Origin of the sequence: Deinococcus ficus (assembly GCF_003444775.1) — a bacterium.
GTDB lineage: Bacteria > Deinococcota > Deinococci > Deinococcales > Deinococcaceae > Deinococcus > Deinococcus ficus.
Genome location: NZ_CP021081.1, coordinates 1289916 through 1307923, shown reverse-complemented (window position 1 = coordinate 1307923; position 18008 = coordinate 1289916). Strand labels below are relative to the sequence as shown.

At 69.7% G+C, this 18008-nt stretch carries 14 protein-coding genes; 6 read left to right on the top strand and 8 right to left on the bottom strand.

All coding sequences use genetic code 11. The features are described from left to right. Nucleotides 1-47 precede the first annotated feature (47 nt). From argC to DFI_RS21020, 5 genes are all read right to left on the bottom strand, one after another. Nucleotides 48-983, bottom strand: coding sequence for an N-acetyl-gamma-glutamyl-phosphate reductase (gene argC, locus DFI_RS06415; protein ID WP_027462575.1), 936 nt, complete (start codon nt 981-983; stop codon nt 48-50). Continuing rightward, a complete protein-coding gene (locus DFI_RS06410) occupies nt 958-1497 on the bottom strand; it encodes a GNAT family N-acetyltransferase (protein WP_027462574.1) in 540 nt (179 codons plus the stop codon). Before DFI_RS06410 ends, argC begins: the two co-directional genes overlap by 26 nt. Further along, the gene (locus DFI_RS06405; protein ID WP_244940337.1) at nt 1494-2024 is read right to left on the bottom strand and encodes an NUDIX hydrolase; all 531 of its coding nucleotides are present in this window, start codon (nt 2022-2024) and stop codon (nt 1494-1496) included. Before DFI_RS06405 ends, DFI_RS06410 begins: the two co-directional genes overlap by 4 nt. Nucleotides 2025-2056: 32 nt before the next feature. Continuing rightward, on the bottom strand, nt 2057-3079 hold the full coding sequence (gene argF / locus DFI_RS06400; protein ID WP_027462572.1) for an ornithine carbamoyltransferase: 1023 nt from the start codon (nt 3077-3079) through the stop codon (nt 2057-2059). A 145-nt stretch (nt 3080-3224) separates the two neighbouring features. Then, nucleotides 3225-5504 carry a M14 family zinc carboxypeptidase gene (locus DFI_RS21020; RefSeq protein WP_162145412.1) on the bottom strand — a complete coding sequence of 760 codons (2280 nt, stop codon included), beginning with the start codon at nt 5502-5504 and terminating at the stop codon, nt 3225-3227. A gap of 382 nt (nt 5505-5886) precedes the next feature. Here DFI_RS21020 and hisJ point away from each other — a divergent pair, with 382 nt between their 5' ends. Both hisJ and DFI_RS06385 read left to right on the top strand, forming a co-directional pair. After that, nucleotides 5887-6672, top strand: a complete 786-nt coding sequence (gene hisJ, locus DFI_RS06390; protein ID WP_027462571.1) for a histidinol-phosphatase HisJ — start codon at nt 5887-5889, stop codon at nt 6670-6672. Then, nucleotides 6665-8371 (top strand): DNA polymerase/3'-5' exonuclease PolX, encoded by a 1707-nt coding sequence (locus DFI_RS06385; protein WP_027462570.1) that lies wholly within the window; start codon nt 6665-6667, stop codon nt 8369-8371. Before hisJ ends, DFI_RS06385 begins: the two co-directional genes overlap by 8 nt. Nucleotides 8372-8424: 53 nt before the next feature. Here the strand turns inward: DFI_RS06385 and DFI_RS06380 are convergent, their stop codons facing one another. Next, complete coding sequence (locus DFI_RS06380) at nt 8425-9591, bottom strand: tetratricopeptide repeat protein (RefSeq protein ID WP_027462569.1); 1167 nt, start codon at nt 9589-9591, stop codon at nt 8425-8427. Between the two features lie 271 nt (nt 9592-9862). Between DFI_RS06380 and coaE the strand changes: the two genes are divergently transcribed. The 3 genes from coaE to pgi all read left to right on the top strand — a co-directional run bounded on the left by coaE (nt 9863) and on the right by pgi (nt 13335). Beyond that, a complete protein-coding gene (gene coaE, locus DFI_RS06375) occupies nt 9863-10522 on the top strand; it encodes a dephospho-CoA kinase (protein WP_043777638.1) in 660 nt (219 codons plus the stop codon). 69 nt (nt 10523-10591) lie between these two features. Further along, nucleotides 10592-11620 (top strand): PIN/TRAM domain-containing protein, encoded by a 1029-nt coding sequence (locus DFI_RS06370; RefSeq protein ID WP_027462567.1) that lies wholly within the window; start codon nt 10592-10594, stop codon nt 11618-11620. A 74-nt stretch (nt 11621-11694) separates the two neighbouring features. Beyond that, nucleotides 11695-13335 carry a glucose-6-phosphate isomerase gene (pgi, locus tag DFI_RS06365; RefSeq protein ID WP_027462566.1) on the top strand — a complete coding sequence of 547 codons (1641 nt, stop codon included), beginning with the start codon at nt 11695-11697 and terminating at the stop codon, nt 13333-13335. A gap of 17 nt (nt 13336-13352) precedes the next feature. Here pgi and DFI_RS06360 read toward each other — a convergent pair whose 3' ends face one another. After that, a complete protein-coding gene (locus tag DFI_RS06360; protein ID WP_027462565.1) occupies nt 13353-14171 on the bottom strand; it encodes a pyruvate, water dikinase regulatory protein in 819 nt (272 codons plus the stop codon). Between the two features lie 168 nt (nt 14172-14339). Between DFI_RS06360 and ppsA the strand changes: the two genes are divergently transcribed. After that, a complete protein-coding gene (gene ppsA / locus DFI_RS06355; RefSeq protein WP_027462564.1) occupies nt 14340-16697 on the top strand; it encodes a pyruvate, water dikinase in 2358 nt (785 codons plus the stop codon). Between the two features lie 90 nt (nt 16698-16787). On the opposite strand, the gene DFI_RS06350 is transcribed toward ppsA, so the two are convergent. Continuing rightward, a complete protein-coding gene (locus tag DFI_RS06350) occupies nt 16788-17975 on the bottom strand; it encodes a branched-chain amino acid ABC transporter substrate-binding protein (protein WP_027462563.1) in 1188 nt (395 codons plus the stop codon). Nucleotides 17976-18008: the final 33 nt, after the last annotated feature.

The following is an 18008-nucleotide window of genomic DNA, read 5'->3' as shown; positions in this document are numbered from 1 at the left end:
AAAAGGACGCCACGGTCGTGTGGCGTCCTTTTCTATGACTGAGGAGCTCAGGCGGACGGACTGGTCCGCGCGGAGAGCATCAGGTCGAGGTTCTGCACGGCTGCGCCCCCGGCGCCCTTCCCGAGGTTGTCGAGGCGAGCGGCCAGCACGGCGCGTTCCCCGTCGGCCGACGCGTACACGAACAGTTCCAGGTTGTTCGTGTCGTTCAGGGCCTGCGGGTCCAGGATGGCGGGGTTCTCGGCCATGCGCCCCACGCGGACGAAGTTCTGCCCGCGGTAGTGGTCGTCCAGCGCCCCGTGCAGCGCGGCGGCGGTGGTGCCCAGCGCATCCAGGTGCAGGGGAATGGTGACGATCATGCCCTGCGCCCAGGCGCCCACGTTCGGCGTGAAGACCGGGGTGCGGGTCAGGCCGCCGTACCGCACGATTTCCGGCAGGTGCTTGTGGTCCAGGCCCAGGGCGTACGACAGGAAGTCCCCGCGCATGGGGTGGGCCTCGCCGCGCTCGTGGGCGTCCACCAGGGCGCGGCCGCCGCCGCTGTACCCGCTGTACCCCTGAATGCTGATGGGGTGGTCGGCAGGCAGCATGCCGCGGGCGGTGAGGGGGGCGAGCAGCGCGATGGCGGCCGTGCTGTAACACCCGGGGTTCGCCACGAGGCGCGCCGCGCGGATCCGGTCCGGCTGATTCGCGTTCAGTTCGGGGAAGCCGAAGGTCCAGTCCGGGTTCACGCGGTGGGCGGTGCTGGCGTCCAGCAGCCGGGCGGCGGGGTTGGTGGTGAGCTGCACCGCCTCCTTGGCCGCGTCGTCGTGCAGGCACAGGATGGACACGTCGGCGGCGTTCAGGAGTTCGGCGCGGGCGGCGGGGTCCTTGCGGCGGGCCGGGTCGATGCTCAGCAGCTCCAGGTCGGTGCGGGCCTGGAGGCGCTGGCGGATCTGCAGGCCGGTGGTGCCGGCCTCGCCGTCAATGAAGATCTTGGGTTGGGTCATGGGTCCATTCACTCCTGAGGAGGGCGTAGGTGGCCTCGTCGGTCCACTCGCCGCGGTGCCAGTAACTCTGGATGTGGGTGCCTTCGTGCCGGAAGTGCAGGCGCGTGAGCAGCCGAGTGACGGGTTCGTTGCGCGGGTCGATGCCGGCGTGCAGGCGGTGCAGGCCCAGAACGGCGAAGGCGTGGGCGATCAGGGCGGTGAGGGCCTCGTGGGCGTAGCCGCGCCCCTGCGCGTGGGTGGCGAGGGTCACGCCCAGTTCCGCCTGCGGGCCGTGCGTGTTCAGCGCCACGTCGCCCAGCAGCGTGCCGTCCGGGAGGGTGACGGCGCGCTGCACCCAGCCGTCCTCGCCGAGGGCGCGCCCGGACAGCATGGCCTGGGCTGCTTCAGCCGGGTAGGGCAATGCCCAGCCCTGGTAACGGGCCACGGCCGGGTCGTTCCGGTAAGCCGTGAACGCCGGGAGGTCGGCCTCCCGGAACGGACGCACGATCAGGCGTGGGGTGGTCAGGGTGGTCATGTGGGGTAGCACCGCCGCACGAGTTCGGCCAGGTCGCCTTTCGCCGGGTCTCCGCGTGCGACGCGCTCCAGCAGTTCCGCCGGCGTGAGCCATTCGGCGCCGCTGAAGTCGGCGGTGTTGAAGGCGGGGGCCTCGTCGGCGCGCAGTTCGTACACCCGCATGAAGGTGCTGAGGGTCGTCTGGAAGGGCGAGAACGCCGCGATCTCCTGCCAGGGCAGGTCGTCCACGTTCAGGTTCAGTTCCTCCCGCGTTTCGCGGCGGAAGGCCTGCTCGTACGACTCGCCGCTCTCCACGTGCCCGCCGACACTCATGTCCAGGCACCCGGGGAAGGTGTGTTTGGACGGCGTGCGGCGCGGAATCCACAGCTGGCCGCGCGCGTTCACCAGAAAGGCGTTCACGACGCGGACGGGCAGGCGCCGGGCCCAGGCGTCCTCGCGGGTCACGCGGCCGGTCACCTCGTCGCGTTCGTTCACGAGGTCCAGCCATTCCACGGGTTCGGCAGGTGCGGCGCCCATCCCTCCGATCATGGCACCTGCCGAAGCCGCTGCCGCGTCGCCGTTCACCAGCGGGGGGTCATGGCGCCCATCAGGTGGTACATCAGGGCCTTCTGGGCGTGCAGGCGGTTCTCGGCCTGGTCGAACACGCGGCTCTTGCGGTGCTCGGTGGCTTCCGGAACGGTTTCCTCGCCGTAGTGGGCGGGCAGGCAGTGCAGGAACACGCCGTCCCCGGCGATGGTGTCCAGCATGCGGGGCGTGACCTGGTACCCGCGGAAGGCGCGGCGGCGGATGTCGGCCTCGGCTTCCATGCCCATGCTGATCCACACGTCGGTGTACAGCACGTCGGCGCCCTCCACGGCGGACAGGTCATTGGTGATGGTGAGGTTCGCGCCGCGTTTCACGGCGTCCATCGCGACCGAGGCGTTCGGTTCGTACCCGACCGGGGTGACGATGGTGACGTCCGTGCCGGTCAGGATGCCCATGTGGATGTGGCTGTTGGCGAGGTTGTTGCCGTCCCCGATGTACACGATGCGTTTGCCGCGCAGGTCCTGGCCGTACTCTGCCTCGATGGTCTGGTAGTCGGCGAGCAGCTGGGCGGGGTGCAGCATGTCCGACAGGCCGTTGATGATGGGGATCTCGGCGTTCTCGGCGAGTTCCTGCAGGGTGCCCTGGAGGTACACGCGGGCCATGACGCCGTCCACCCAGCGTTCCAGGTTGCGGGCCACGTCGCTGACGCGCTCGCGGGTGCCGAGGCCGACCTCCTGGTTGCTGAGGGTGATGGCGTGCCCGCCCAGCTGGTACATGCCGACATCGAAGGTGGTGCGGGTGCGCAGCGAGGCCTTCTCGAACACCAGGGCGAGGCTCAGGCCGTTCAGGGGTTTCACGGCGCGCCACTCGCCGCGTTTCATGCTGTGGGCGGTGTCCATCACGGTGCGCAGTTCGGCGGCCGTCATGTCCAGGTTGCTCAGGAAGTCCCGGCCGGCCAGGACGGGGGCGGGCAGGGTGTCCGGGGTGTGCAGGGTGGGTCCGGCCGGCGGCGGGGTGGGGGCCGCCTTCTTCTTGCTGCTGCGGGCGCGACTCGTCATAGGTGGGAAGTATACAGAGGCGGGGGCCAGCTTCCCAGTCAGGAGCGGAGTCCGACTGCACGGAAATACAGACAATTGCACTTTTATGCAATGAGAACACCGACCCCGGGAAGCCCGGGATCGGTGCGGGTCAGGAGCCCTCAGTTCAGGGGGCGGTGACGTTCAGGGTGTAGGAACCGCTGCCGGAGTACCCGTACACCTCCCAGCGGTAGGTGCCGCTGGTGGCCGTGTAGGTGATGCTCTCGCTGCTGCTGCTGCTCTCGCTGGAGGCGACGTCCACCCAGCTGGTGCCGTTGAATTTCTGCAGGTACAGGTCGAAGTCCGTGCCGCTGGGGCCGCTGAGCGTGGCCCGCAGGGTGCCCGCGGCGTAGCTGCGGCCGGCCGTGCCCGGCTGGTACGAGGTGCCGCCGGACGTCACGCTGCCGCTGTACGTGACCGTGCCGCCATTACTGACCGTGACTGCCTTGCTGGTCGAGTGCGTGGCCCCGGCGTTGTCCGTGACGGTCAGGGTCACGGTGTACGTGCCGGCGGCCGCGTAGGTCTTGCCGGGGTTCTGGGCGGTGCTGGTCGTGCCGTCCCCGAAGTTCCAGCTGTACCCGGCGATGGTGCCGTCACTGTCGGTGCTGGTGCTGGTGAAGTTCGCGGTGAGGCCGCTGACCGTGTTCGTGAAGCTCGCCACCGGGGCGACGTTGCCGCCCGTGCCGCCCACGGTCACGAACACCGCGCTGACCGGGCCGTAGTTGCCGCTGGTGTTCTTCGCGCGGACGTAGATGGTGTGCCGCCCGGCGCTCAGGCCGCCCGTGGGCACGCTGGCCGTGATGTTCTCCGCGGTGGCGTTGAAGCTGCCGTCGCTGGCGGTCATGGGCACGGCCGTGCCGCCCTCCCAGGGGGCGCGGTCCACGAAGTACTCGGCGCCCGTCACCGCGCGGCCGGGTTCGGTGCCGTTCATGTTGTTGTACCGCGTGCTGTCCGCGCGGGCGCTGAGGGTGAAGGCGCTGCCGGCAGTCACGCTGGCGGGCGCGGAGACGTTCACCACGTCCGCGCCGCTGCCCATGCGGTATGGGGCGCGGGCGGCCTTCATGGCGTACAGCAGCGCCGGCTGGTTCTTCGGGATCACGTCGCTCGTGAAACTGCTGCACGACTCGAAGAACGCGCTGCCCAGCTCGATGGTGTAGCTGGCGATGCCCAGTTCCCCGTATCCGTAATCCTCGGTGGTGCCGCTGGTGGGGTACAGGCCCACCGCCTGCTGCGGCTTATACCCGTTGAAGTACGCGAACTTGCGGCCCAGGCTCTGCAGCTGCGTGCCGTTCGGCGCGGCGGTCGTGGTGTGGCCCCAGCTCCACAGGACCAGCTTCGAGTAGCTGTGGGTGTCCATGTACACGCCCATGGTGTCCAGGCTGGCGGCGTCACCCAGGTTCGGGCCGCGCTGGTCCGGGAACACGGACTTCAGGTAGTTCTGGATGTTCTGCACCTCAGGCTCGCTGGCGGCGCTGCGGCCCATGTACGTCTCGTTGCACGGGTCGGTGCTGCTGCCGCCCTGCCCCCAGAAGGTGTTGAAGTTGCGGTTCAGGTCGGTACCGTACGCGCTGGTGCTGCACCCGCTGGTGTTGTTCACGTTCTTGCGCCAGCTGGCCCCCGCCTCGGCCTTCTTGCGGCCGTCCGGGTTGGCCTGCAGCACCAGGTGCACCTCCTGGCTGTCCAGCATCCAGGTCACGTCGGCATCCTTGCCGTAGTTGGTGAGCAGGTACTCGGCAAGGCGGGTGTGCAGTTCGGCCGGCGTGTACTCGCGGGCGTGAATGCTGCTGGTCATCACGACCTTGGGTTTGTTGGTGCTGGTGTTGTTCTTGTTCCCGATGATGATGACCTTCATGTCGTACCCGCCGGTCCCGCGGCTTTTCAGCCACGTCGGGCCGATGCTCTTGACCGTGACCAGGTTGGGGTACTGCGCGGCCAGCTGGTCCATGGTCTGGTACGTCTCCTCCACGGTGCGGTAGCAGCTGTACCCGGGAATGGACTGGGCGCTCAGTTCGTTCTTCACGGTGCCGCCCGCGGCGACGATGTCCAGCGCGGCGCTCTCGCGTTTCGTGGCGGTCTGGTCGATCTCCACCTTCCAGCCGCGGGTGAGGCCGGTGACCTTCAGCTGCTCGTACTCCTTCTTGCTGAGGTCGAGCAGGACGTAGCGGTCCTCCAGGGTGCCGCCGAGGAACTCGAAGGTGGTGGCGAGGTCGTAGAAGTCGCGTTCGGTGTTGAACGCGACGCGGGCGACGACCATGGGGTACTGGTCGAAGGTGGCGCACTCGTCGGGCGTGGCGACGATGCTGCCGGCCGCCGGGGCCTGCGTGGGGGCGCCCTGGGGCGTGGTGCCGCAGGCAGGCAGGAGAAGGCCGAGGCTGAGCATGAGGACGGAAAGAGGACGCTTGTGCATGAACCCTCCAGCTGGCGGCCTGACTGACCGGCCCCCGGTGGGCGGCAGCAGACGGCTTTAAATTGAGTGCTTGAGCTCCACAGTAGGCAGCGGCGCGCAATTTTGCAATCATCCGGAATTATCGTTCGGCCATTCCGAACACCACTCCTACGGATCGGAATCGGCTGTATGGCTCTCATTCAACAAGGCTCGATTCAGCCGGGTTGACTACCGCCGGGCTGACGCAATCAGGTTGCGCACTCTCTGAAAACGTGACCGTTGGAGATCATCTCGGGTCAGAGTCATGAGGCACGCCAGGACCACCTCACCGCCGCGCCGTGAATGAACTTCAGGTCTCCCTGCCCCTGCGGAAGCCCTTCCGGTCCGGACGCTAGCCTGAGGTATGGCCTCTCCCCTGTTCGATTCGCACATGCACACGCCGCTGTGCGGCCACGCGACCGGCACGCCGCGCGAGTACGCCCAGGCTGCCCTGGACGCCGGCCTGGACGGCGTGTGCTTCACGGACCACGCCCCCATGCCCGCCTGGTACGACGCGCCGTGGCGCATGCGCCTCGATCAGCTGGACGAGTACGTGCAGGAGGTCCGCGCGGTGCAGGAGGCGTTTCGCGGGCGGCTGGACGTGCGCCTGGGCCTGGAGGCCGACTTCCACCCCGGCACGGAGCGGTTCGTGGCGGACCTGCTGGCCCGGTACGACTGGGATTACGTGATCGGCAGCGTGCACTACCTGGGCGCCTGGGGCTTCGACAATCCGGAGTTCGTGGCGGAGTACGACTGGCGGGCCCTGCCTGACCTGTACCGCGACTACTACGCGCTGGTGGAGGGCGCGGCCCGCAGCGGGCTGTTCGACTCCATCGGGCACCTGGACCTGCCGAAGAAGTTCGGGCACCGCGACCCGGACGGCGTGTACGCCCTGCACGCCCTGGACGTGATCGCCGACGCCGGGCTCAGCCTGGATTTCAACACGGCCGGGTGGCGCAAGCCGGTGGCCGAGGCCTACCCGGCCCCAGACCTGACACGGCTGGCCGCCGAGCGGGGCATTCCTTTCGTGCTGGGCAGCGACGCGCACGCTCCCGCCGAGGTAGGGTTCCGGTTCGGTGAGGCCCTGAAGCAGATTCAGGACGTGAATGGCCGCGTGGTGACGTACCAGGGACGGGTGCGTCATGGCTGAAGCCGCCATGACCCGCAAGACCCTGGTGGGCATCCTGAAACTCACCGCGGACCTCCTGGACGTGCTGGGCGCCGACGCCTTCCGCGCTCAGGCGTACCGCAGTGCCGCCCGCGGCCTGGAGAGCGTGGACGCGGAACTGGAGTCCCTGGCCACCTCCGCGTTCGCGGGCGTGCCGAAGGTCGGGAAGGGCATCGCCTCCGAGCTGCTGACGCTGGTGGAGTCGGGCGCCTTCCCGCCGCTTGAGGAGGCGTCCGCTCAGGTGCCGCCCGGCGTGCTGGGTCTGTTCCGCGTGCGGGGCCTCGGCCCGAAAAAGATCCGCGCGCTGTGGGACGCCGGCATCGACTCCCCGGAGGTGCTGCGTGAAGCCTGCCTGGACGGCCGCGTGGCCGCCCTGAAGGGCTTCGGCGCGAAGAGCGCGGCATCTTTCCTGGAGGCGGTGGAGTTCGTGCTGGCGAACCAGGACCGGCAACACCTGAGTGCCGGTGTGGACGCTGTGGAAACCCTGCTGGCCGCCCTGGCGGACCTCTCCCCCGTTCCCTCCGGGGACGTGCGGCGAGGCCTGGACACGGTGCGGACCGCCCGCGTGACCGTGACGGGATCGGTCGAGGACGTCCTGGCCCGCCTGGGGGCAGCGGTGGAGGACGCCGCCCCGGTCGAGGGCAAACCGGTGGTGGCCGGGCGGCTGGGGGGTGTGCCCGTGGAGGTCGCCTTCGCGCCGCCTGGGGCGCGCGGGGCCCTGGACCTGATGATGGGCGGCAGCACCGCCTACCGCGACGCCCTGCGGCAGGACGCGGCCGGGCAGGGCCTGGACCTCAGCGGCCGGGGCCTGTTCCGCGCGGGCGCCCGCCTGGACACCCCGGACGAGGCGAGCGTCTACCGCGAACTCGGGCTCCCCTTCCGGCCGGCCGAGTACCGCGATCCGGAACACGACGGGCTCTGGACGTCGCTGCCCGCCCCGGCCGATCTGGTGACCGTGGCGGACCTGAAGGGCATGCTGCACACGCACTCCGTGTGGTCGGACGGCACGGCCAGCATCGCCGACATGGCCCGGGCGGCCGTGGCGCTGGGGCACGCCTTCCTGGGCACCGGGGATCATTCGCGCGCTGCCCATTACGCCAACGGCCTGAGCATCGAGCGGCTGCGCGCGCAGCTTCAGGAGGTCCGCGTCTTGCAGGCCGACGGCGTGCCGGTCGTGGCGGGCGCCGAGGTGGACATCCTGGAGGACGGCACCCTCGACTACCCGGACGACGTGCTGGCCGAACTCGATTACGTGGTCGCCAGCGTGCACAGCCACTTCACGCTGCCCGAGGCCCGGCAGACCGAGCGGCTGATCCGCGCCGCGAGTCACCCGCTGGTCACGGTGCTGGGCCACCCGACCGGGCGACTGCTGCTGCGCCGCCCGCCCTACGCCCTGAACGTGGACGCCGTGCTGGAGGCATGCGTGGAGCGGGGGACGGCAGTGGAAATCAACGCGAACGCCTACCGCCTGGACCTGGACTGGCGGGACGCGCTGCGCTGGCGGGACCGGCTGACCTTCGCGATCAACACCGACGCGCATACGCTGAGCGGCCTGCGGGACGCGCGCTATGGGGTGGCCGTGGCGCGCAAGGCGGGCCTGACGCCGGCGCAGGTGCTGAACACCCTGGATCAGGCGGCCTTCCTGGCCTGGGTGCAGGCGCAGCGGGCCGCGCGAACGTAAGCCCATAAAAGGAAGGGACGCCCATTGATCGGGCGTCCCTTCTGACCTTCCGGTTACTTCACGCGGTTCAGGCCGTCCTGCGCGAGCTTGTAGTTGGGGCTGAGTTTCAGGGCGCGTTCGTAGTTCTCGCGCGCCTTCACGCGGTCGGAGGGGCTGACCGTGTTGCTGCGCTCGAAGCTCAGGCCCAGGTAGTACAGGTACTCGGGGTTGGTGCTGCCCAGCGCGGCCGCGCGGGTCAGGGCGTCCCGGGCGGCCTTCAGGTCGTTGGCGTCCAGGTTCAGGCGGCCCAGGTAGTAGTAGAACTCCGGGTAACGCAGGGGGTCGAGGCGCAGCGCGGCGTTCAGCTGCGTGCGGGCCTGGACGGGGTCCTTGGCGAGGTAGCTGACCACGCCGTACTGCCCGACGGCGTACGCGTTGGTGGGCGCGAGCTTCGCGGCCTGCGCGGCTTCCGGCCGGGCGGCGATGACGTTGCCGCTGAGGGCCAGCAGCTTGCCGTAGTACGCGCGGTTGTAGGGGTCGGCAGGGTCGGCGATCACGGCCTGCTGCAGGTAGTTCAGCGCCTGGGGCAGGTCGCCGCTGACGTAGTACATGTCGCCCAGGTTGTACAGCACGACGCTGTTGTCGGGGTTCAGGGTGTTCGCCTGCTTGAAGGCCTCGATGGCCTGCGTGATCTGGCCCTGGAGGCGGTAGACGTACCCGCGTTCGTTCCAGATCTTGCTGAGGTTCAGGTCGCGGTCCGTGCCGGTCTGGGACTGCGCGACGGTCTGCGCCTGCGTCAGGACGTTCTGCGCCAGTTCCAGGTTCCGGGCGACGGAGGCCAGGTCGGAGGTCTGCACGTACTGCTGCTGGTACGCCTGCGACAGGGCGATGTAGCCGCTGATGCTGGTGGCGTCCACGCTGATCAGGCGGCGCAGGGTTTCGATGGCGGGGCCGTACAGGCGCAGTTTCGTCTGGCTGCGGCCCAGGCCGAGCAGCGCGCGGGGGTTCTGCGCCTCCAGCTGCGCGGCGGCGCGGTAGGCGACGTACGCCATGTCGTACTTGCCCTGGTTGAAGTACATGTCGCCCAGTGCCACGTAGCTGGCGGCGGGCACGGGTTTGGCCGGGGCGGCCGGGGCCGTCTGGGCGGGCGCGGCGGGGGTGGTGGGCGCGGTCTGCGCCGAGGCGCCGGTCAGGGCGGCGGTGAGCAGCAGGGTGGCAAGGGATGGCAGGCTGGGTTTCACTCGTGAACCTCCGTGAGGTGGATCGGGGGTGGGGGGCAGGCTTGCCCGGTGGGTCACGGGCGCGTCGTCAGGAGGTGGGCCCACCCCGGTCAGGCTGAAGCAGTCTGGGCGCATGATAGTGGAACAGGGCCGCGCCGCACATGTTCTTTGCATGAGCCCCCCCGACGCGCCCGGAGCCTCTCCAGGACGGGCGGCAGGGCGCGGCCCCGCCCGGTCAGCTTCGGGCGGGCACGTGACCCGGAACTGACCGGGCGGCTGGTACAGTCACGGCATGAGCAGCGTTTCCCCGGCTGGCGAGGCGGCCCTTGACGTGACCGGCCGGGTCCGGCGGCTGGGCCTGACGGGCAGCATAGGAGCGGGCAAAAGCACCGTGGCGGCCCTGCTGCGTGACCGGGGTCTGACGGTGCTCGATGCGGATGTGGTCGCGCGCGAGGTGACGGGCGACCCGGCCGTGGTCGCGCGCCTCGCGGCCCTGTTTCCGGGCACGGTGTCCGGGGGGGTGCTGGACCGGGCCGCGCTGGCCGGGCAGGTGTTCGGGAACGCGGAGGCCCTGGCGGCGCTGAACGCGGTGGTGCACCCCGAGGTCCGCCGGCGCATGATGGCCCTGGAGGCCGAGGCGTTCACCCGTGGGGAGGCGTGGGTGGTGCAGGACATTCCCCTGCTGTTCGAGGGGGGGCTGGAGCGGGGCATGGACGCCGTGCTGGTCGTGGACGCCCCGCTGGACGTGCGGGTGGCGCGCGTGACGGCCCGCAGCGGCCTGAGCCGCGAGGAGGTGCTGGCCCGGGACGCGGCGCAGCTGCCCGCGGAGGAAAAGCGCCGCCGGGCGACGGCCGTGCTGGAGAACACCGGGAACCTGACCGAGCTGGCGGCCGCCCTGGATGGAGCGCTGTGGCAGCTGGGCGTGCCCGCCCGCACCCCGAACGGGGGTTGAGAAGCCGGCCCGGCCGCAGGGTGCGTGCGGTGGGGTTCTTCACATCCTGAACCGGGTACACTGGCGGGGATGCTGGTGGTACGGCTGTTCATCCTGTTTCTGGGCCTGATGGTGGGCTGGCTGGCCGCGGGCCTGCTGCTGGGCTCCGCGCCGGGGCCGCTGGTCCTGGTGAACACGCTGAGCCTGATGCTGGCGGGGCTGCTGACCGCGGTCCTGAGCCTGAACCGTCTGGAGCGGTGGGTGGCGGGCTGGCTGGCGCGTTTCAACACCTGGTATGACCGCCTCTCGCCGCGGACGGTGGCGGCAGCGACCTTCGGGCTGATCGTGGCGCTCCTGCTGAGCGTGCTGATCGGGAACCTGATGCGCAGCCTGCCGTTCTACTCGTGGATCATGAGCCTGACCACCACCCTGATCCTCTCGGTGTTCTTCGTGGGGTTCGCGGTGCAGCACGCCGACGCGTTCGGGATCCTGTCGTTCCCGCAGGTGCGCCGCAAGCCGGGCAGCAAGATTCTGGATTCCAACGTGGTGATCGATGGGCGGATCGTACCGCTGGTGCAGGCGGGGTTCCTGGACGGAGAGCTGGTCGTGCCGGGGTTCGTGCTGCGCGAGTTGCAGACGCTGGCCGATCACCCGGACGCGCAGAAACGCACCCGCGGGAAGCGGGGGCTGGCGGTGCTGGAGGACCTGCGGCAGGTGCGGCAGCTGCGAGTCGAGGACTGGGACGACGCGAACCTCAGCACGGTGGACGACAAGCTCATCCGCCTTGCCCGGGAGACGGGCGGGAAGCTCGTCACGAACGACGGGAACCTCACGAAGATCGCCAAGCTGCACGGCCTGACGGTCCTGAGCATTCACGAGGCGGCCGTGGCCCTGAAACCCCAGGTGCAGGCCGGGGACCAGCTGACGGTGGTGATCACCAAGAACGGCCAGCAGGCCGGGCAGGGCGTGGGGTACATGGAGGACGGCACGATGGTGGTCGTGGAGGACGGCCTGAAGCTGCGCGGGAAGCTGGCGCGGGTGCTGGTGGTGAACAACGTGCAGACGAACGTGGGGCGGATGATCTTCGCGAAGCTCGACCGCGAGGGCGACGCCGCCTGAGTGGGCGGGGCGCCGCCTTCGGGTTTTCCTGAGGTCCACGCTGGCGGCCGTTTTTCCGGGCGTATCCTCGGGGAATGACTGCCTGGCTAACCGATTCCCCAGCGTGGAAGGCGCTGGAGGCGCACCATCAGGATGTTCGTGAGCTGCACCTGCGGGACCTGTTCGCACAGGACCCGGAGCGCGGCACGCGGCTGACTGCCCAGGGCGCGGGGCTGTACCTGGATTACAGCAAGCACCGCGTGACGGATGAGACGCTGAGGCGCCTGCTGGCCCTGGCCCGCGAGCGGGGCGTGGAGGCGCGGCGGGACGCCATGCTGCGCGGCGAACGGATCAACGTGACGGAAGGCCGCGCGGTGCTGCACACGGCGCTGCGCCAGCCCAGGGGCGCGGTGGTCCAGGTGGACGGGCAGGACGTGGTGCCGGACGTGCACGGGGTGCTGGACCGGGTGTTCGCGTTCGCCCGTGAGGTGCGCTCCGGGCAGTGGCGGGGCTTCACCGGGCTGCGCATCCGGAACGTGGTGAACATCGGGATTGGCGGGTCGGACCTGGGGCCGGTGATGGCCTACGAGGCACTGAAGCATTACGCGCAGCGGGACCTGACCGTGCGGTTCGTGTCGAACGTGGACGGCACCGACCTGACCGAGAAGACCCGGGACCTGGACCCGGCCGAGACGCTGTTCATCGTGAGTTCCAAGACCTTCACCACGCAGGAGACGATGGCGAATGCCCGCAGCGCCCGCGCGTGGCTGCTGGCGGCGCTGGGGGACGAGCGGGCGGTGGCGCGGCATTTCGTGGCGGTCAGCACGAACGCCACGGAGGTGCAGGGCTTCGGGATCGACCCGGCGAACATGTTCGGGTTCTGGGACTGGGTGGGGGGCCGCTACAGCCTGGACAGCGCCATCGGCCTGAGCCTGACGCTGGCGGTGGGCCCCGAGCACTTCCAGGAGCTGCTGGCGGGCTTTCACGCGATGGACGAGCACTTCCGCACCGCGCCGCTGGAGGCGAATCTGCCGGTGCTGATGGCGCTGCTGGGCGTGTGGTACGGGAACTTCTTCGGCGCGGAGACGCAGGCGGTGCTGCCGTACGACCAGTACCTCGCGTACTTCCCCGCGTACCTGCAGCAGCTGGACATGGAGAGCAACGGCAAGTCCGTGACCCTGGCCGGCCGGCGGGTGGATTACCAGACGGGACCGGTGGTGTGGGGGCAGCCGGGCACGAACGGGCAGCACGCCTTCTACCAGCTGATCCACCAGGGCACGAAGCTGATTCCGTGCGATTTCATCGGGTTTGCGCAGACCCTGAATCCGCTGCCGCTGCCGGGCGGCGGGTCGCACCACGACCTGCTTATGGCGAACGTGTTCGCGCAGACCGAGGCGATGGCCTTCGGGAAGACGCTGGAGGAAGTGCGTGCCGAGGGGGTGGCGGAGGTCCTCGCGCCGCACCGGGTGTTCGAGGGCAACCGTCCGACGAGCACGCTGCTGGCTGACCGGCTCACGCCGCACACGCTGGGGGCGCTGATCGCGCTGTACGAGCACAAGGTATTCGTGCAGGGCGTGATCTGGGACGTGAACAGCTTCGACCAGTGGGGCGTGGAACTCGGGAAGGTGCTGGCGGGCCGGATCGTGAAGGAACTCGGCCCGGACACGCCGGACCTCGCGCACGACAGCAGCACGAACGCCCTGATCCGCCGCTACCGGGCCCGCCGCCAGGAATGACCCGGCGCGGCCCAGCGTCAGCGGCCCTGTTCGCGCCGCAGATGCCGCAGGATGCCGGCGGCGATCTCCTCCACGCTGGCGGAGGTCGTCTCCTTGCAGGGAATGCCCAGGCTGGTGAACAGCCGCTCGGCGCGTTTGGCCTCGTACTCGCACTGTTCCAGGCTGGCGTAGCGGCTGTTCGGGCGCCGCTGCGTGCGGATGGCGTGCAGGCGCCGGGGGTCGATGGTCAGGCCGAACAGCTTGGCCTGATGCCGCGCGAGCGGCGCGGGCAGGCTGTCGCGTTCGAAGTCGTCCTCGGCGAGCGGGTAGTTGCTGGCGCGGATGCCGTGCTGCAACGCCAGGAACAGGCTGGTGGGCGTCTTGCCGGCGCGGGAGACGCCCACCAGGATCACGTCGGAGAGGTTGTACTGGCGGTCGCCGACGCCGTCGTCGGTGGCGAGCGCGAAGTCCAGGGCCTCCATGCGGCTGAGGTACGCCTCGGTGTCCTGCATGTCGTGGTGCCCGCCGGTGGCGAGCCGGGGCCGCTCGCCGAACAGCCCCCCGAGCCGGGTGACGTTCTCGGTGAGCAGGTCGAACATCTCGGCGGGCGTGTCGTCCAGGGCGCGCAGCACGTCCGGGGCGGTGATGGTCGTGAAGATCACGGGCCGCTCGCCCTGCTCCGCCAGCCCGCGGACCTCTTCGGCGACGGCGCGGGCGGCGTCCAGGCTGGACGTGAAGGGGCGGCGCAGGTACGTGAAGGTCTGCCCGGGGAAGTGGGTGAGCAGGGCGCGGGCGATGTTCTCGGCGGTGAGGCCGGTGTGGTCGGAGACGATCAGAACGGTGCGCGGCTGCGGCATGCCCCAGGGTGGCACGCCGGGGCGCGGCGCGGCACGTCCCGAGGGCACAGACAAGGGGGCGGGGCGGGCGGCGTGCACTCGGTTACACTCCGGGGAGCAGTAGCGGCTCGTCAACACTAAACCACCCCTGCCGGTGAGCGAAAAGCCTCTCGGCGACGGAGAGTACACATGGATATGATTCGTGCGTTCGAGACACTAAGGATGACGGACGTGGAGATCGTCGGCGGGAAGAACGCCAGCATCGGCGAGATGATTCAGGGCCTCGCCGGCGCCGGCGTGCGCGTCCCCGGGGGCTTCGCCACGACCGCCGACGCGTTCCGCCTGTTCCTGCAGGAAAACCAGATCGAGCAGAAGATCGGGGACCGCCTGTCGGCCCTGGACGTCAGCGACGTGCAGGCCCTGACCGAGGCGGGCCGCGAGATCCGCGGCTGGGTGGAGCAAGCCGCGCTGCCCGCCCCGCTGGAGCAGGCGATCCGCGAGGCGTACGCCGCCATGGGCGAGGGCGGCGTGGAGCCGGACGTGGCCGTGCGGTCCAGTGCCACCGCCGAGGACCTGCCGGAAGCGAGTTTCGCCGGGCAGCAGGAGACCTTCCTGAACGTGCGCGGCATCGAGGCGGTGCTGAGGCACGTGCGCCTGGTGTTCGCCAGCCTGTACAACGACCGCGCCATCAGTTACCGCGTGCACCAGGGCTTCTCGCACAGCGAGGTGGCGCTCTCCGCCGGGGTGCAGCGCATGGTCCGCACCGACCTGGGCGTGAGCGGCGTGGCCTTCACGCTGGACACCGAGAGCGGCTTCCGGGACGCCGTGTTCGTCACGAGCAGCTACGGCCTGGGGGAAATGGTCGTGCAGGGCGCCGTGAACCCGGACGAGTTCTTCGTGTACAAGCCCGCGCTGGGCCAGGGCAAGAAGGCCGTGCTGCGCCGCACCCGCGGCAGCAAGCAGAAGAAGATGATCTACGCGCCCGAGGGCGGCGTGCAGACCGTGGACGTCGCCGAGGACGAGCGCGCCGCGTTCAGCCTGAACGACGAGGACCTGACGGAACTCGCGCGGCAGTGCGTGACCATCGAGAATCACTACGGCCGCCCCATGGACATCGAGTGGGGCAAGGACGGCCGCGACGGCCTGATCTACATCCTGCAGGCCCGCCCGGAAACCGTGCAGAGCCGCGCCGGCCGCACCCTGGAACGCTTCACGCTGACCGGGCAGGGCGAGGTGCTCGTGGAGGGCCGCGCGGTGGGCAGCCGCATCGGGGCGGGCGTGGTGCGCGTCGTGAAGGACCTGTCCCAGATGAGCAGCGTGCAGGACGGCGACGTGCTGGTCGCCGACATGACCGACCCCGACTGGGAACCCGTGATGAAACGCGCCAGCGCCATCGTCACGAACCGCGGCGGGCGCACCTGCCACGCCGCGATCATCGCCCGCGAGATGGGTATCCCGGCCGTGGTGGGCACCGGGAACGCCACCCGGGAACTCGAGAGCGGGCAGGAGGTCACGGTCTCGTGCGCCGAGGGCGACACCGGGTACGTGTACGCCGGGCGCCTCGACTACGACCTGGACCGGGTGGAACTGGACGCCATGCCGCCCGTGGGCATGAAGATCATGATGAACGTCGCCTCTCCGGACCGCGCGTTCTCGTTCGCGGCGCTGCCGAACGAGGGCGTGGGGCTGGCCCGGGTGGAGTTCATCTGCTCGAACGTGATCGGCGTTCACCCGCGCGCGCTGCTGGACTACCCGGACGTGCCCGCCGATGTGAAGGCCCAGATCGAGGAGAAGACCGCCGGGTACGCCAGCCCGCGCGACTTCTTCCGGGAGAAGCTGGCCGAGGGTGTGGCGAGCATCGCGGCGGCCTTCGCGCCCAAGCCCGTGATCGTGCGCCTGTCGGACTTCAAGAGCAACGAGTACGCGCATCTGATCGGCGGCCCGGCCTACGAACCGACCGAGGAGAACCCCATGATCGGGTTCCGCGGCGCAAGCCGCTACCGCAGCGAGGACTTCCGCGACGCGTTCGCACTGGAGTGCGCCGCCATGAAGGAGGTCCGCGACGAGATGGGCCTCACGAACGTGCAGCTGATGATTCCGTTCGTGCGCACCGTGGACGAGGGCCGCCGCATCCTGGAGATCCTGCGGGAGCACGGGCTGGTGCAGGGCGAGAACGGCCTGAAGGTCATCATGATGTGCGAGGTGCCCAGCAACGCCATTCTGGCCGACCAGTTCCTGGACCTGTTCGACGGGTTCTCCATCGGCAGCAACGACCTCACGCAGCTGACCCTGGCGCTCGACCGCGACAGCGGTCTGGTGGCCGACATGTTCGACGAGCAGAACGAGGCCGTGCTGGCCCTGATGGGCATGGCGATCCGCGCCGCGAAGGCCAAGGGCAAGTACATCGGCATCTGCGGGCAGGGGCCCAGCGACCACCCGGCGCTGGCGCAGTGGCTGATGGACCAGGGCATCGACTCCGTGAGCCTGAACCCGGATTCGGTGCTGAGCACCTGGCTGCACCTCGCCGGAGAGCAGCCGGGCGCCTGAGCCGCGCGAACAGAAAAACGCCCCAGGGCGCCCCCTTCCCCGCGGTTCGGCGGGAGGTGGGGCGCCCTGGGGCGTTCAGGGGTCAGCGGTTCAAAAGTCGGCGGCCTTCACGGTCTGCAGGGTCACGACCTTGGGCTGCAGCACCTCGTCGAAGCGCATGATCAGCACGCGGGAGCGCTGGCGTTCCCCGGTCGAGTCGAAGCTGATCGGGCCGGAGATGCTGGGGCAGGTGCCCTTGCTGGAGTCGAAGCAGGCGTCGAAGTTCACCTTGCGGACGTTGTCGGCCACCGCGGCGCGGCTGGGCAGGTTGCCGTTCTTGGGCAGGCTCATGCGGATGGCTTCCAGCAGGGTCTGCGTGGCGTCGTGGGCGTACACGGCCACCCCGCTGGGCGCGGCCTTGAACGCGGCCTGGTAGCGGTTGGCGAAGTCCTGCGAGCCGTTGAACACGGTGACCGGGCCGAAGCCGGTGCTGTACAGCACGCCGGAGGCGTCGATGCCGGCGCGTTTCACGAAGCTGGGGGAATCCAGGCCGTCGCCGCCCATGAACTTGGCCTTCACGCCGGCGGCGCGCATGGCCTTGAGGATCTTCGGGCCGACGTCGTCGGTGCCGCCGAAGTACACGAGGTCCGGGTTCGCGGCGGCCACAGCGCGCACGGCCACCTGGATCTGCTCGTCGCTGCTGGCGCCGCGGTAGCCGGCCACCGTGATCGGGCGGGACTTCAGGCTGGCGAGCAGGGCGCGGGTCAGGCCGTTGCCGTAGGCGGTGTTGTCGGACAGGACGTACACCTTCTTGACCTTGAGGCTCTCGGTCATGTAGGCGGCGGCGGCGACCGCCTGGGCCTTGTCGGGCGCGACCACGCGGCTGAAGTTCTTCCAGCCGTTGCCGGTCAGGCCGTCGTTGGTGCTGGCCGGGGAGATCACCGCGAGGTTCGAGCCGGCGAGCGTCTGGCCGACCACGTTGGTCACGCTGGAGTTCAGCGCGCCCACCACGCCCAGCACCTGGGCGTCCGCGATCAGGTTCTTCACGAGGGCGCCAGCGCTGTTGGCGGTGGCCTTGTCGTCCACGGCGGTGAGCACCAGGTCGTGGCCCAGGGCCTTGAAGGCCTTCTGCTGCTCGCGGATGGCGAGTTCCGCGCCGCGCTGCACTTCTGTGCCGATGGGGGCGAGGTCGCCGGAGAGGGGGCTGATGGTGGCGATCTTGATGGTGGCGGCGGAGGCGGAACCGAGAATCAGGGGGAGGCTGAGGGCAAGCGCCCGCTTGGTCTGGGTTTTGAACATGGCTCAGCGTAGTCAGAAGAAATGCACATGATT